We start from the raw sequence: 15,208 nt of genomic DNA, 5'->3' as shown, positions 1-15,208 counted from the left end.
GAATCATTTAGAATAGCGCCTTTGGCCAGAATCGCCTGGCCTTGACTTGAATGTAGCCTGCCATTTTTAAGAGCGTAATGACTTGATTCAATTTAAACAACTTACATTGACCCGCGGTACGAAAATCCTGATCGAGGGCGCATCCATGCAACTGCATCCCGGCCATAAAGTAGGTCTTACCGGGGCGAACGGTGCGGGTAAGTCATCGCTTTTTGCCATGCTGCGCGGTGAGCTTCACCCTGAAAAAGGTGATTTCGAGATGCCGGCAAGCTGGGTCGTGGCACATGTTGCACAGGAAACCCCGGCATTGCCGATGCCGGCCATTGAATTTGTGCTGGATGGCGACGTTGAGTTGCGTGAAATAGAGGCCGCTTTAGCCAAAGCCGAGGCGCATCACCAGGGTGAACTGATTGCCGAGCTGCACCATCGTTTAGCGGATGTGGATGGCTATAGCGCCAAAGCGCGCGCGGCAGAACTGTTAAGCGGGCTGGGTTTCAGCCAGGCAGCTCTGCAGCAGCCGGTTTCCACGTTTTCCGGCGGCTGGCGTGTGCGTCTGAACCTGGCGCGGGCACTGATGTGCCGTTCCGACCTATTGCTGCTGGATGAGCCTACCAACCATCTGGACCTGGATGCCGTCATCTGGCTGGAAAGCTGGCTGCAAAGCTATCGCGGCACTTTGTTCCTGATCTCGCATGACCGCGATTTCCTGGATGCGATTGTGAACCATATCGCCCATATCGAGCAGCAGACGCTGACCTTATACCGTGGTGGTTATTCGGATTTTGAACGCCAGCGTGCAGAGAAGCTGGCCTTGCAGCAAGCCATGTTTGAAAAGCAGCAGCGCAAGGTCGCCCACCTGCAAAGTTATATCGACCGTTTCCGCGTACAGGCGACCAAGGCACGCCAGGCGCAAAGCCGCATCAAGGCGCTGGAGCGCATGGAAATGATCTCAGCCGCACATGTTGATTCACAGTTCGGTTTTGAATTCAGGGCGCCGCTTGCCGCCCCTGATCCGCTGCTGGTATTGGATGGCATGAGTGTCGGTTACGGCAATCAGCCGCTGATCAGCAATATCGAGCTGGCAGTCAGGCCCGGTGAGCGTATCGGCCTGCTGGGCAAGAATGGTGCCGGCAAGACGACGCTGATCAAGCTGCTGGCACATGAACTGGAACCGATATCCGGTAAACGTGTGGAAGGCAAAGACCTGAACATCGGCTATTTTGCCCAGCACCAGCTGGAACAGCTGCGGCCTGACGAGTCTCCATTGCAGCACATGATGAAGCTGGATCCGCTGACACGCGAGCAGGAACACCTGAATTACCTGGGTGGTTTTGATTTCAAAGGCGATATGGCACGGGCACCCTGTGCTCATTTTTCAGGCGGTGAAAAATCAAGGCTGGCATTGGCGTTACTGATCTGGACCAGGCCAAACCTGCTGTTGCTGGATGAGCCGACCAACCATCTTGACCTGGAAATGCGGCATGCCTTGACGCTGGCATTGCAGGATTTTGAAGGCGGCGTGATACTGGTATCGCATGACAGGGCCTTATTGCGCGCCAGCTGTGATCAATTCATACTGGTGGCTGATGGCAAGGCGGAAGCGTTTGACGGCGACCTTGAGGATTACAGCCAGTGGTTGAACGAGCAGCGCCTCAAGGAAAAGCAAGCCGCACAACTACAGGTGGCGGATAAGCCCAATAAAAATGACAGGGCGCAGAACAAGGCCGAGCGCCAGGCGCGGATCGCCGAGCGGCGCCCGTTGCTGAAAGAGCTGGAGCAGATCGAACGTCATATGGCAAAAATGCAGGCTGATAAAAAAACCTGTGATGACCGCCTGAACGATACCGAACTTTACAGCGCAAGCGATAAAACAGAACTGCAGCAGTTGTTGAAAACGCAGGCAGAATTGGCCGCTAAACTGGAAACGGCTGAAGAGCGCTGGCTGGAACTGCATGAAATGCTGGAAGCTTTGCCTGTCATTGATTGATGATTTTTATTATCCGCCGATAAACGCCGATGAACGCCGATATTAAAAAGCAAGATTACTGACAATAAATCTCAGCAGAGCACTTAAATCAAGATCTAAGGTTTATGTTTTCATCGGCGTTCATCGGCGTTTATCGGCGGTTTAATAGTGTTTTAGATTTTAAAATTTGAATTGGAATATCGATTATGCAAACCACTTATTCACAACGCTTGAAACTGATGCATGCCCTGAGCCTGGCGGCTACATTACGAGATGACGAAACACCAAGCACCAATCTGGATGAATATGATGCGCTGAATGCTGCGGATTACCTGAGCTGTTATGTCACCTTTAAAGCCATTCAGGCAGCAGAGCGTTCACCTTTGGAAGAGCGTTCGGATAACTTTGACATGCTTAGCGTATACCAGGCTTTTGCCTTGCTGAGTTATGCCTTCTTCACGACGCCGCTGGCACAGGAGGATATCAACCCCGAGTTTTCAACAGCACAGATTACGATTGCCAAGACCTTGTTTGCAGGCCTGCCGGATGCAGAGCTGATTGAAATCATCGATTCAGGCTTTAACAAGTTCCAGCTGATTGCGGAAGCGCAAGCCGAGCATTGGGTAGAGTTCAGGGAAAACCTGGATAAGGTGGTGATTGCATTTGTGATTGCAGGCACCGATGATGACAGCCCGCACGATATTGAAGAAATATTACCGATTTTTGGCCAGCTGTTAAGCCAGTTCTGCGAAGCGTTCGAGAGCGCCTGATCCTGAAAAATCTTGATTGAACATGCGCAGCCCCTGTTGTACAGGGCTGCGCATGGCCGTAGCTGTGGCTAAATTCTATGGCTATATGCTACGGTAGGCCGGTGCATGGCTGGATCGTTTAAAACCGGCGGGGCGTTTGTTTTCGCCATCATCGGCTTGCGCGTCACGATCTGCAAAGTCATGCCTGAAGCCTTTGAATTCACGGGCTTTTTTACGCTGTTCCGGAGTCAGCAATGCAAAGATTTTTGCATCCTGCTGCGCAAACAGCAGTACTTTGCCTTTTTCCAGGCTGGCTGCCTTATCCGCTAGCTGCTGTATTTTTGCGCTATCGAATTTATCTGCCTGTGCGGTTGTGCGAATCTCGTGCATTAATTCATGCTGCTGCTTATGCTGTTTGCGCAGCTCAGGCATCTGGGCATGCATCAGCGTGAAAATCTGGTCTTCCTGTTCGTTGGTCAGTTTTATTCCATGCAGGTATGGCGGTACGCCGGCTTTTGCAAAACCCATGCCATGATGCGGTCTCGCGTCTCCTCTTTTGCAGGCTTTGCCATCCTGGCCGCCATGCTCGGCGTAAGCGGTCAAGGCCAATGGCAGTGAAATCGCAATGATCGACGCCGCCAATATCCTTTTCAATGACAATTGAGCCTTTAATGGATGTGTAGTATTCATAACATTCCTTTATCCTGATAAAAATAACTAAAAGTCTGTGAGTCGTTCAATGTGTCTTCGCCTCACATCCGCGCTTGTTTAAGACGATGCCATTGTGCATTCCGGCGCTGTTAATTTAAGTTAACCACATGTAAAACCGGGTAAAGGTAAAGCCTGCTTGTTGTAGCAAATGTTGGCGCTCTATATGATGACGCCATACATGACTTGATGAGGTCATATACGGCTGAAAGCTTTTTGTTAATTTCCGGGTTAAGTGCGTTATGCAAACGGTATTGTTGATTGATGATGATGTAGAACTGGCCGGGCTGCTCAAGGAGTATCTTGAGACGGAGGGATTTGACGTCCTGCTTGCGCATGATGGCGAAGCTGGCGCCGAATCAGCCTGCAGACAAACGGTTGATATTGTGGTGCTGGATGTGATGATGCCGAAGCTGAACGGGATAGAAACCCTGAAGGCGATACGTCAGCACAGCAATGTGCCGGTGATCATGCTGACGGCAAAAGGGGATAACACGGACCGTATCATCGGCCTGGAGCTGGGTGCCGATGATTATGTACCCAAGCCCAGCAGCCCGCGTGAGATCGTGGCGCGTATACGGGCAATTTTGCGCCGCGTAAAACCGGTGGCTGAGTCTGTGGCAGATGATGCTGATCCTGCAGATGTGCAGATCATTGTCGGTGCCTTGAATGTCAGGCCGGCGCTGCGGCAGGCCAGCTGGAATGGGCAGGTGCTCAGCCTGACCAGCACGGAATTTAATCTGCTCGAAGTGTTGGCCAGAAATGCAGGGAAAGTGGTGACCAAGCAGGAACTGTCCCAATCGGCATTGGGTCGCCCGCTGGCCAGGTTTGACCGCAGCATCGATGTGCACCTGAGCAGCATACGTCACAAATTGGGCTTGCTGCCGGACGGGCGGCACTGCATACAGACGGTGTTCCGCACCGGTTACCAGTTGCTGAAAAATTAAACCTCAATGGCAGGGATATAGGTCGATTCATGGGCAGGCTTTATTGGAAATTCTTCATTTTTTTCTTCCTCGCGCAATTAACCGCGGTGACTGCGGTTGCAATCTGGGTCGCGAACCAGAATCAGGATAGGTTGAATAGCCAGATTGAAACCAGCCCGCCTGCCAGGTCGCTGGTGGATGCGGCTGCTGCGACCTTGCAGTATGGCGGGGTGGAAGGCCTGCATGCGTTGATCACTCGATGGTCACGTCAGCCGATGCCGCAGGTGTTTGCAATTAGCGAAGAGGGGAGCGACCTGCTGGGGCGCCAGTTGCCAGCAGATGTGATCAGCAATGCACGTGCGCTTTTTGATCGGCAGACGACCGAGGTTCCGGCAGCAGGCAGGCATGGGCATTTTTCACCCAGGATGGCGCTGCAAAAGATCAAGGCCAATGACCGGCACGAATACTTATTGTTTGTGCCGGCCAACCGTCATGTGAGCGGCACGGCGCGGCCAAAGCCGCATGCCGGGCAGTTTGGCTTTCATGGCAGGCATTCCTATCCTGTGATGCCATTGCTGGCTGGTGCATTTGCCAGTTTTATTTTTGCAGCGATTCTGGCCTGGTATTTTTCCAAACCCATCCAGCAGCTCAGGAATGCTTTTGCCAGTGCCGCCGCCGGCAACCTGGATGTGCGCGTTGGCAAGTCCATGGGGTCGCGCCGTGATGAACTTGCCGATTTAGGCCATGCATTTGACTTGATGGCAAGCCGGCTGGGTGCCTTGCTGCAGAGCCAGACACGTTTGCTGCATCAGGTATCGCATGAGCTGCGTTCGCCGCTGGCCCGTTTGCAGATTGCCGTTGGCCTGGCGCGCCAGCAGCCGGACAAGCTGGCGACTTCACTGGCACGTATCGAAAGAGAATCGGAGCGGATGGATGATCTGGTCGGCGAATTGCTGGCGCTGTCGCGCCTGGAATCCGGCGTGATGGATATTTCAAAAGAGCCGGTCAATTTGAATGAGCTGCTGCTGACCGTGGCCGAAGATGCACGGTTTGAAGGTGAAACAAAAAAAATCATCATTGACTATGCTCCGGAGCGTGAAAATGCAGCGGAACCGATCATGCTGTCAGCACAGCCGGATTTGCTGCACCGTGCTATCGACAATGTGGTGCGTAACGCCGTGAAATATACGCCCGAGCAGTCACATGTCAGTATCCGTACCGCATGCAGCGATGCTTACGTGACGATAGTTGTGAGCGATCAGGGTGCCGGAGTACTGCCCGATGAGCTGGAGATGATATTTCAGCCGTTTTTCAGGGGCACGAACACCAGCCATGCGGATGGCCATGGCGTAGGGCTGGCGATCGCAAAGCAGATCATTGAGGCGCATGGCGGCACCATTGCCGCGCACAATGAGCCGGCGGCAGGCTTGAGCGTATTGATCCAGTTGCCCAGGGTGTAGTTTTTAGTGGGCAGAATCGTGGCTGGGAACGTGATTGGCTATTTTGTTTTCCAGCATCTGGTGAATCTGCTCCATCAGGAAGCTAGCGGATTCACGCCCGAGCTTGGATTCACGCATGGCCATATGCCAGCTTGAAATGCACTGCCGCAGCTTATCTTCATTATCACAGGCTTCAATCTTTGATTTGATGCCGCGGCCCATAATGCCTAGGTAGTCATCCGCCGCATCGATCAATACCGTTTTTACTGCAGACAGCTTCGCCGGACATATCGGTTGTGCGGTACCCGGCGTATCTAAAAACGAAAGCGTAACGGGAAATGCGTTCGTGTATTCTGCTTGCTGCTGGTTTCTTAGTTGCTGCTGCTCGATCGGCAGCTGAATATAGCCTTCAGATTCCAGCTTTTTAATCGTATCCAGCAGCAGGTCTTTTTTAAAGAATTTTTCCAGGTCGTCCAGTTTACGCACGCCGTTCACCAGCAGCAGCACCTGGCGTTCACGTACGCCTAGTGTGCGCTTGTCTGTAATGAACTCATTAAAACCAAGCGCAGATTTTTCATATACCATGATGGTCATCTCATGTGGGCTCAATTATTCTTTTGAATGAGGTCTGAGCGTTATGGGATGAATGTTAGTGAGGGAATATGAATTTCTTCTGAAAGTTTTGTTGCGAATTGATGATGGTTTTATGAATTGCTAGCTGTAATTGCCATCTACATAATACCAGCGGCCATCAATGCGTCTGAAGCGGCTGGTTTCGTGCAGCCTTTCAGCTTTTCCACCCAGGTTGCCGGCAGGCTTGTAGCGGGCTACAAATTCAACGATTGCATTCTCTGCATCAATATCCTGGTGGCGCTTGATCTGCAAGCCCAGCCATTTTGCTGCATTTTCACCGCTCAGGTCCAGGCTTTGCGGTCTTGTATCTTCGTGCCAGCTTCGCAGCAGGTAGTCGATCAATGCCGGATTCTGCCCGGCGAGTGCGTAAGCACTGTAACGTGAACGCATCAGCGCTTCAGCCGTTGGGGCAGGTGTGCCTAGATGGTAAACCTCACAGCATTTTCCGTAAGGTTTATCGCTTTCGCAGGGGCAAGTCGGCATGATATTTAGCTATCCGTCGGAATGACAGAACTAGGCAATTTCGCGGGTCTCTTTGAACTCAATATCCGGATAGCGCTCCTGCGCCATTTGCAGGTTGACGCGATTCGGCGCCAGGTATACATAATCATCGGCGCCATCCAGCGCCACGTTAAAGCCATATTTATCTGCGATGGCTTTTAAATCAGCATCTTTGCCATGCAGCCAGCGCGCGGTGTAGCAGTCATAGGGTTCAAACACCATGTCCACGCCGTATTCATGTTCCAGTCGGTGTGCGACTACGTCGAACTGCAGCATACCTACAGCGCCTAGAATCAGGTCGTTGGACAGCAGCGGACGGAACAGCTGCGCCGCGCCTTCTTCTGCCAGTTGTTTGAGGCCGATCTGCAGCTGCTTCATCTTCATCGGGTTCTTGATGCGCGCACGGCGGAAAAACTCCGGCGCGAATGAAGGGATACCGGTGAATTTGAGGTTTTCGCCTTCGGTGAAGGTGTCGCCAAGTTTTACCGTGCCGTGATTGGGAATGCCGATAATATCGCCGGAATAGGCTTCATCCATGGTGGTGCGGTCCTGCGCCATGAAGGTAATGGCATTGTTCACGCTCAGGGTCTTGCCGGAAGCGACCTGCTTCACTTTCATGCCGCGTTCAAAGCGGCCGGAACAGACGCGTAGAAATGCGATACGGTCGCGGTGTTTCGGGTCCATGTTGGCCTGTATCTTGAATACAAAGCCTGAAAATTTGCCTTCATCCGCTGCCACCGAACGGCTCGCCGTGTTGCGTGCCTGTGGCGGCGGCGATAGTTCTACTACGGCATCCAGCAGCGACTGCACGCCGAAGTTGTTGATGGCAGAGCCGAAGAATACCGGTGTCTGCTTGCCGCCCAAATAGCGCGCTTTGTCAAAAGTGTGCGATGCACCGCGCACCAGTTCAATGTCCAGGCGCAGGTCTTCCACCTGCTGGCCAAGCAATTCGTCCAGCCGCGGGTTGTCCAGGCCTTTGATCACTTCTGATGTGCCTTTTTCCGCGCGCGGGTCAAAAAATGAAATCTCGTCGTTGTACAAATGATAAACGCCACGGAAGGTCTTGCCCATGCCGATAGGCCAGGTAATCGGTGCGCATTCCATGCCCAGCGTGGTTTCAATCTCGTCCAGCAGTTCAATCGGCGCGCGGCTTTCGCGGTCCAGCTTGTTGATGAAGGTGATGATGGGCGTATCGCGCATGCGGCATACGTTCAGCAGCTTGATGGTCTGTGCCTCAACGCCGTTGACCGAGTCAATGACCATCACCGCGGAATCGACCGCAGTGAGTGTTCTATAGGTGTCTTCAGAGAAGTCATCATGCCCCGGCGTGTCGAGCAGGTTGATCATGTGTTCACGATAGGGAAACTGCATCACGGATGAGGTCACGGAAATGCCGCGCTGTTTCTCAAGCTCCATCCAGTCAGACGTGGCATGGCGCGCTGCCTTACGGCCACGCACCTCACCGGCGACCTGAATGGCACCGCCGAACCACAGCAGCTTTTCGGTCAGCGTGGTTTTACCCGCATCCGGGTGGGAAATGATGGCAAAGGTGCGGCGCTTGGAGATTTCTTCTTGCAAGGACATAAGGAATGGATATAGCTAAAAATACAAAGGTGGCATTTTACCGCAATTAATCTTAGGTTTTCTTAGTATTTCTATTTGCATTCACAATCAGAAGAGTGGTACATTGTTTGTGTGAAAAATTCCCATTTATTATGTATGGCGATAGGTCTTGTTTGCTAATGAATATAGTGATGTTTTGACAGATATGAACCGGGAGATTTTATATGCCACCATTATCAGATTATGAATTTACACAGGATTTATATCATAACAATTACGCAACTGCGCAACAGATAGCAACTGGTTTGGAGGGAGCTAAAACTGCTGGCGATGAAAGAAAGATCAAGTTTTATGAGGGATTGGCAATAAGGACAGCAACTGAAGAAGCGGAGGTTTTTCAAGCAGGTGTTGCAGCGGCGAATGGGGATGCGGGGAAATTTGTGAGGGACGTGCTTAAAACTTATCCAGATATCAAAGATTCGGCGCCATTTAAACTCAGATTGCAGGAAGCAGGGTTCACAATCACGGAACTTGGACTTGATGAGATGCACAAGGCACCGAAAGGCGGTGCGCCCAAATTAGTAATTGCGCAAGTTGCAGGGATAGCAACCGCGGCCATAGCTGACTATCAAGAAGCGTCACAGCATATCCATCAGTCAAGTTTTGGTTATTTAACCGAAGAGCAAAGAAGTGAATATCCGCATGTTTATGCAGCTGCAAAACTGCTGCAAAACTCAACATCTGGGCTTAATCCAGATTTTGAATATTCAATTTTTAGAAATTGGGCAACTAAAGTGCATCTGCACGAAGAAGATTTACTTAAGCTCGATCCAACCCCAGTCACGCAGAATAATATAAAGCATGGCTTACCAGCAGGCGGATTTATAAACCCGCAGCAGGATTGGGAAATTTAATATGCAATGTGCATGCTGCTGTTTTGGTTTTTTAGCAACAAACATCAACGCTGTGTGCACTGCTCCGTGCCGTAATTACCACCTTTGAACTCCGGTTCATAGTAGTACTTGCTGAAAGACCATTTACCGGTTTTATTCTTTTTAAAGCTGGCGATGCCTGTGCCATAGTCTTTCGTGTTTTGGTCGGCCAGGGTGAAGTGCATGGCGGCATGCGTGCTATTGGCGGCAGCCTGGCCGAGGTAGGCACCGTAGCCAGGGACTTCGAGTTTGAATTTATATGCGCCGTATTGGCCGGTGCTTTGTGAGGGCACAAGCTCCATGGTGACGGTACCGCTGTATTTGCCTTCGTGGCTGTCATCGCCTGTGCAGTCGTAGATGCCGCTGAGATCCTGGCCGGTGAATGCCGGTTTGGCGGAAGCGATTGGTGCCATGGCTAGCAGGCAAAGGCCTATGAGAATTTTATTCAATTGTCGGGTTTCCTGTTGTGACTAATCAATGATCAGCGCCTGATCGCCAGTAGCATGACGCCGGCTGCTACCATTGCAATGCCGGCCCACTCTCTCAGTGACGGGCGCTCGCCTAAAAATGTAAATGCGAAAACGGCAACGAGCACCAGACTGAGTTTGTCGACCGGAGCTACCTTGGAAGCATCCCCGACCTGCAAAGCACGGAAATAGCATATCCATGATGCGCCTGTCGCCAGTGCCGATAAGCCGAGAAATACCCATGTTTTAGCAGGCAGGGTGAACGGGTTGCTCCATTTTCCGGTAAACCATACAAAAAACACGAGAATGACGCTGATGATGAAAGTGCGAATCAGCGTGGCAAAGTCAGAATTGACACCTTGTATGCCGATTTTGGCAAATATGGCAGTCATTGCCGCAAAAACTGCCGACATGATTGCCCAGAAAAACCAGCTGTGAGGTGTCGTCATCGTTCGTATGGTTCACTTCTATTTCACGACTTCTTTCAGCTGCTCCAGAATCGCCGGGTTATCCAGCGTAGAGATGTCGGATGTGATTTCTTCGCCTTTTGCCAGAGTGCGTAACAGCCTGCGCATGATCTTGCCGGAGCGGGTTTTTGGCAGGTTGTCACCGAAGCGGATTTCATCCGGCTTGGCAATCGGGCCGATTTCATGGCCTACCCAGTCGCGCAGTTCGGCCACGATTTTCTTGGCGGCATCACCTTCCGGACGGGTGCCTTTAAGCACCACGTAAGCCACCACGGATTCGCCTTTTACGTCATGCGGTTTGCCCACTACGGCGGCTTCGGCCACCAGCGGGTTGGCGACCAGTGCCGATTCGATTTCCATGGTGCCCAGGCGGTGGCCGGATACGTTCAATACATCATCAATGCGACCCATGATCGTGAAGTTACCGGTTACTGCATCGCGTACCGCACCATCACCGGCGAGGTAAGTCTTGCCGCCCAGGTCTGCCGGATAGTAGCTGGCCTTGTAACGCTCCGGGTCGTTATAGATGGTGCGTATCATGGAAGGCCAGGGTTTTTTGATGACCAGCAAGCCGCCGGTGCCCCAGGGCACGTCTTTGCCTGTTTCATCCACAACGTCAATATCAATGCCGGGGAAGGGCAGCGTGCATGATCCCGGGATCAATGGCGTTACGCCCGGCAGCGGGGTAATCACGTGGCCGCCGGTTTCGGTCTGCCAGAAGGTGTCTGCAATCGGGCAGCGGTTGCCGCCTACGTTCTCAAAATACCACATCCATGCTTCCGGGTTGATCGGCTCGCCAACTGAACCCAGCAGGCGCAGGCTTGATAGGTCATAATTTTTTGGATGTACTTCAGGGTTGGTTTCCGAAGCTTTGATCAGTGAACGGATTGCCGTAGGCGCCGTATAAAAAATGGATACCTTGTGCTTCTGTATCATTTCCCAGAAGCGGCCGGCATTCGGGTAAGTCGGGATGCCTTCGAATACAACCTGTGTTGCACCCATCGCCAGCGGGCCATAGGCTACATAACTATGGCCGGTAATCCAGCCCACGTCCGCAGTACACCAGAATACGTCATTATCCTTGATATCGAAAGTCCAGCGCATGGTGTTCATGGCATGCAGCAGGTAACCGGCAGAGCTATGCTGTACGCCTTTTGGTTTTCCGGTAGAACCGGAAGTGTAGAGCAGGAACAATGGGTGTTCAGCATTCACCATGACAGGTTCGCAAGTGTCGGCCGCGCCAGCAATCAGGTCATGCCACCAGATGTTGTTGCCCTGCCATTCGATTTCCAGGCCGGTTTTTTTCAGCACGACCACTTTTTCAATGCTGTCACAGCCGCCCATGGCAATGCCTTCATCTACAGCGGCTTTGAGCGGCAGTGTTTTGCCGCCGCGGAACTGGCCATCAGAGGTGATGACGGCGCGTGCGCCGGCATCGATAATGCGTTCGTTCAGGCTTTTCGCTGAAAAACCGCCAAAGACTACGGAGTGGATCAGACCGATGCGCGCGCAGGCCTGCATGGCCACCACGGCTTCTATGCCCATCGGTAAATAGATAATGACACGGTCACCTGCATTCAAATTGAGCTTTTTAAGGCCATTCGCAAACTGGCAAACCTGATGATAAAGCTCTTTATAAGTGACGTTTCTGGTGCTGCCGTCGTCAGCTTCAAAGATGATGGCGACTTTGTTTGGGATCGTATTCAGGTGTTTATCCAGACAGTTGGCTGAAACGTTCAGCTCACCATCTTCAAACCATTTGTAAAATGGCGCATTATCCTGATTAAGCGTTTTTGTGAAAGGTTTGTGCCAAATCAATAATTCACGGGCCAGCCTGGCCCAGAATCCTTCATAGTCGGCAGAGGCTTCGGCACACAATGCGTTGTATGCCGCCATGCCGGAAACGTTGGCGGATTTTACAAAATCGGCGCTTGGTTCAAAAACCCGATTTTCATGAAGAACTGATTCAATTGACATGCTTAAAACCCCTTAAATCGCTGTTACACACTTATAATAAATGTTGCCGGTATTTGACCACATTGAACATGTTACATATTTGTAACGTACGTAATATTACCTGAAAAAAACTATGCTAACACACGATAATCCATTCTCTGACACCCGCATCCCATCTAATGATGAGGCTTATATCACCCATGCAATTTCCTGCAGCCCGTTTTTAGCAAGAATGTTGGGAGCGGATGCGACATTACTGCAGGATCTGTCAGAAAATTTGCATAAAAGCTATAAGATAGAAGACATGCAAAAATATTTGGCGGCACAGGATATTTTTGATGAGCCTGGCCTGAAACGGGCACTCAGGTTGTTACGCAGGCAGGTAATGGCTCGCATCATCGTGCGTGACCTGAATAAACTGGCAGACCTGCATGAGGTCATGCAGACCACCTCGCAGCTTGCGGAATGCGCGATCAACACGGCAATTCATTATCTCGGCAGCTGGCTGTCGCAGACATACGGCCAGCCGGTCAGCGCCGAAGGCGAGCCGCAGCACCTGATCGTGATCGGCATGGGCAAGCTGGGCGGTTATGAGCTCAATGTTTCGTCTGATATAGACCTGATTTTTGCGTATGAATCCGAAGGTGAGACGCAGTCGGAAAAACCGATGAGCAACCAGGATTACTTCACGCGCCTCGCTAAAAAGCTGATTGCCGCGATTGATGAAGTGACCGAGGATGGGTTCGTGTTCCGTGTCGATATGCGTTTGCGCCCGTTTGGCTCCGAAGGTGCGCTGGTCAGCAACCTGTACGCGCTGGAATGTTATTACCAGAATAATGGCCGTGAGTGGGAGCGCTACGCCTGGATTAAAGGCCGTGAAGTGACCGGCGGTGAAGCGGTTTCAAAATTGCTCAAGCCATTCGTGTTCCGCAAATATCTGGACTTTGGCGCGTTTGACAGCATGCGTGATCTGAAAGTGCAGATTCAGCGTGACGTGAACAGCAAAGGCATGCATGACAATATCAAGCTCGGACGCGGCGGTATCCGTGAAATTGAGTTCATTGCCCAGGTGTTTCAACTGACCCGGGGCGGCCGCGATGTCAGCCTGCAGATCAAGCCCACGCTGTCTGTGCTCGCCTTGCTGCGCAATATGGGCATATTGTCCGAGCAGGCATGCAGTGAACTGACTGAGGCTTATTATTTCCTGCGTAACCTTGAGCACCGGCTGATGTATGTGGAAGATGCACAGACGCATGAGCTGCCTAAAACCGATGAAGCGCGCGAACGTATTGCACTGGCCATGGATTTTCCCGACTGGCAGGCGCTGCTGGTGCAGCTGAATCTTTACCGCAGCCAGGTGCAGCAGCATTTTGATGCGACATTCAATGAAACCGGCGCCGGCAAAGACGCATTTGAATTGGAGAAATCCATCTGGAACGGCACCACCAGCCAGCCGGCGGCCATCTCGGCGCTGGAAAACATGGGGTTTGGCGACGCCGGGGAAACTTTGCGGCATCTGGAAGTATTGCAGCATAGCGCGCGCTACCTGCAATTGCCGGAACTTAGCCGCCAGCGGTTTGATGCCGTGATGCCGCACGTGATCGCACAGTCGGCCCGCATGAAAAATGCAGATGTCACCCTGACGCGCGTGATTGACCTCATAGAAAGCATATGCCGCCGCGCCAGCTACCTGGCGTTGCTGGCAGAACATACACAGGCGCTGCAACTGCTGGTGAAACTGTGCAGCAGCAGCCCCTGGCTGGCTGGTTATTTGGCACAGCATCCGATCCTGCTGGATGAGTTGCTGGATACGCGTACTTTATATGCCGCCCCTGATTTCAGCGGCATGCGCAAAGAACTGAAACACAGGCTGGCCCAGGCCGATGGCGATGTGGAGCGGCAGATGGATATCATGCGCCATTTCAAGCATGCCAACGTATTCCGCTTTGCGGTGCAGGATATCAACGGCGAACTGGCGCTGGAGACCTTATCCGATTACCTGAGCGACTTGGCCTGCCTGATTTTAGGTCTGGCGCTGGAAACGATCTGGCCTAACGTCCGCGGCAAACACCTTGATGTGCCTAAATTTGCAGTCATCGGTTACGGCAAGTTGGGCGGCAAGGAGCTTGGCTACGCATCCGACCTTGATATTATCTTTCTGTACGATGACGAAGCGGCGGATGCAGGTGAGGTGTACGCACGTTTCGCGCAGCGCATCAACAACTGGTTCAACAGCCTGACCTCTGCCGGGTTGCTGTATGAAACAGATTTACAGCTACGCCCTGACGGCAACAGCGGCCTGCTCGTCAGCAGTGTGGCGGCATTCAGGGAATACCAGCTGCATAAAGCCTGGGTATGGGAACACCAGGCAATCACGCGTGCACGTTTTGTTGCAGGCGATAGCGGTATCGGCGAAGCGTTTGACGCCATCCGCTTCGAGGTCATGACGCAGCGGCGCGACAGTGAACAGTTGAAAGCCGAGGTGCTGTCGATGCGCGAAAAAATGCGGAATGCACAGCATCTGCAAGCTGGCGTTTTTGACCTGAAACAAGGTGTGGGCGGTATTATTGATGTCGAGTTCCTGGTGCAATATCTGGTCTTGCTGCACGCGCCAGGCCATGCGGAGCTTACAGCCAACATCGGTAACATCGGTTTGCTAAGGCGGATGGGTGCGCTTGGTATTATTGATGCAGACCTGGCAGAGCGCGTAGCCGCCGCTTACCGTGAATATCGCCATACCCAGCACATGCTCAAATTGCAGGGCGCTGCCAGCATCAGTATGGAGCCGTCGGCAGCCATGCACCACGCACAGGATGTGATCGCCTTGTGGGAGCAGGTTTTTACGTCAGGCTGACCGCGCGCAGGCCGGCAGGGCAGGCGGAGACTGTCGGCAGCTTGCTC

13 protein-coding genes are annotated in these 15,208 nt (G+C 52.3%); 6 read left to right on the top strand and 7 right to left on the bottom strand.

Annotation, left to right across the window (positions count from 1 at the left end):
- The first annotated feature begins 82 nt into the window (after positions 1 to 82).
- Positions 83 to 1,987 (top strand): ATP-binding cassette domain-containing protein, encoded by a 1,905-nt coding sequence (locus GQ51_RS03710; protein ID WP_047549940.1) that lies wholly within the window; start codon positions 83 to 85, stop codon positions 1,985 to 1,987.
- 185 nt (positions 1,988 to 2,172) lie between these two features.
- The gene (locus GQ51_RS03705; RefSeq protein ID WP_047549931.1) at positions 2,173 to 2,736 is read left to right on the top strand and encodes a hypothetical protein; all 564 of its coding nucleotides are present in this window, start codon (positions 2,173 to 2,175) and stop codon (positions 2,734 to 2,736) included.
- An 81-nt stretch (positions 2,737 to 2,817) separates the two neighbouring features.
- Here GQ51_RS03705 and GQ51_RS03700 read toward each other — a convergent pair whose 3' ends face one another.
- Positions 2,818 to 3,405, bottom strand: coding sequence for a Spy/CpxP family protein refolding chaperone (locus GQ51_RS03700; RefSeq protein ID WP_047549927.1), 588 nt, complete (start codon positions 3,403 to 3,405; stop codon positions 2,818 to 2,820).
- A 260-nt stretch (positions 3,406 to 3,665) separates the two neighbouring features.
- Between GQ51_RS03700 and GQ51_RS03695 the strand changes: the two genes are divergently transcribed.
- Both GQ51_RS03695 and GQ51_RS03690 read left to right on the top strand, forming a co-directional pair.
- Complete coding sequence (locus GQ51_RS03695) at positions 3,666 to 4,370, top strand: response regulator (RefSeq protein WP_047549924.1); 705 nt, start codon at positions 3,666 to 3,668, stop codon at positions 4,368 to 4,370.
- 29 nt (positions 4,371 to 4,399) lie between these two features.
- The gene (locus GQ51_RS03690; RefSeq protein WP_047549921.1) at positions 4,400 to 5,809 is read left to right on the top strand and encodes a HAMP domain-containing sensor histidine kinase; all 1,410 of its coding nucleotides are present in this window, start codon (positions 4,400 to 4,402) and stop codon (positions 5,807 to 5,809) included.
- Between the two features lie 3 nt (positions 5,810 to 5,812).
- Here the strand turns inward: GQ51_RS03690 and GQ51_RS03685 are convergent, their stop codons facing one another.
- From GQ51_RS03685 to GQ51_RS03675, 3 genes are all read right to left on the bottom strand, one after another.
- The gene (locus tag GQ51_RS03685; RefSeq protein ID WP_047553770.1) at positions 5,813 to 6,373 is read right to left on the bottom strand and encodes a hypothetical protein; all 561 of its coding nucleotides are present in this window, start codon (positions 6,371 to 6,373) and stop codon (positions 5,813 to 5,815) included.
- A 129-nt stretch (positions 6,374 to 6,502) separates the two neighbouring features.
- Positions 6,503 to 6,904 carry a YchJ family protein gene (locus tag GQ51_RS03680; protein ID WP_047549918.1) on the bottom strand — a complete coding sequence of 134 codons (402 nt, stop codon included), beginning with the start codon at positions 6,902 to 6,904 and terminating at the stop codon, positions 6,503 to 6,505.
- A 30-nt stretch (positions 6,905 to 6,934) separates the two neighbouring features.
- Entirely contained in the window at positions 6,935 to 8,506 is a 1,572-nt protein-coding gene (locus GQ51_RS03675) for a peptide chain release factor 3 (RefSeq protein ID WP_047549915.1), read from the bottom strand.
- A gap of 203 nt (positions 8,507 to 8,709) precedes the next feature.
- Here GQ51_RS03675 and GQ51_RS03670 point away from each other — a divergent pair, with 203 nt between their 5' ends.
- Complete coding sequence (locus tag GQ51_RS03670; RefSeq protein WP_047549912.1) at positions 8,710 to 9,399, top strand: hypothetical protein; 690 nt, start codon at positions 8,710 to 8,712, stop codon at positions 9,397 to 9,399.
- Positions 9,400 to 9,443: 44 nt separating this feature from the next.
- On the opposite strand, the gene GQ51_RS03665 is transcribed toward GQ51_RS03670, so the two are convergent.
- The 3 genes from GQ51_RS03665 to acs form a co-directional block, all read right to left on the bottom strand.
- Positions 9,444 to 9,830: a hypothetical protein gene (locus GQ51_RS03665; protein ID WP_052177691.1), complete on the bottom strand. Its 387-nt coding sequence runs from the start codon at positions 9,828 to 9,830 to the stop codon at positions 9,444 to 9,446.
- A gap of 68 nt (positions 9,831 to 9,898) precedes the next feature.
- Positions 9,899 to 10,333, bottom strand: a complete 435-nt coding sequence (locus tag GQ51_RS03660; protein WP_047549906.1) for an EamA family transporter — start codon at positions 10,331 to 10,333, stop codon at positions 9,899 to 9,901.
- Between the two features lie 18 nt (positions 10,334 to 10,351).
- On the bottom strand, positions 10,352 to 12,328 hold the full coding sequence (gene acs / locus GQ51_RS03655; RefSeq protein WP_047549903.1) for an acetate--CoA ligase: 1,977 nt from the start codon (positions 12,326 to 12,328) through the stop codon (positions 10,352 to 10,354).
- A 112-nt stretch (positions 12,329 to 12,440) separates the two neighbouring features.
- Between acs and glnE the strand changes: the two genes are divergently transcribed.
- A complete protein-coding gene (glnE, locus tag GQ51_RS03650; RefSeq protein ID WP_047549900.1) occupies positions 12,441 to 15,161 on the top strand; it encodes a bifunctional [glutamate--ammonia ligase]-adenylyl-L-tyrosine phosphorylase/[glutamate--ammonia-ligase] adenylyltransferase in 2,721 nt (906 codons plus the stop codon).
- Positions 15,162 to 15,208 lie beyond the last annotated feature (47 nt).

Source organism: Methylotenera sp. G11 (assembly GCF_000799735.1).
In the GTDB taxonomy this organism is placed as follows: domain Bacteria; phylum Pseudomonadota; class Gammaproteobacteria; order Burkholderiales; family Methylophilaceae; genus Methylotenera.
This window is presented reverse-complemented; position numbering and strand designations above follow the sequence as displayed.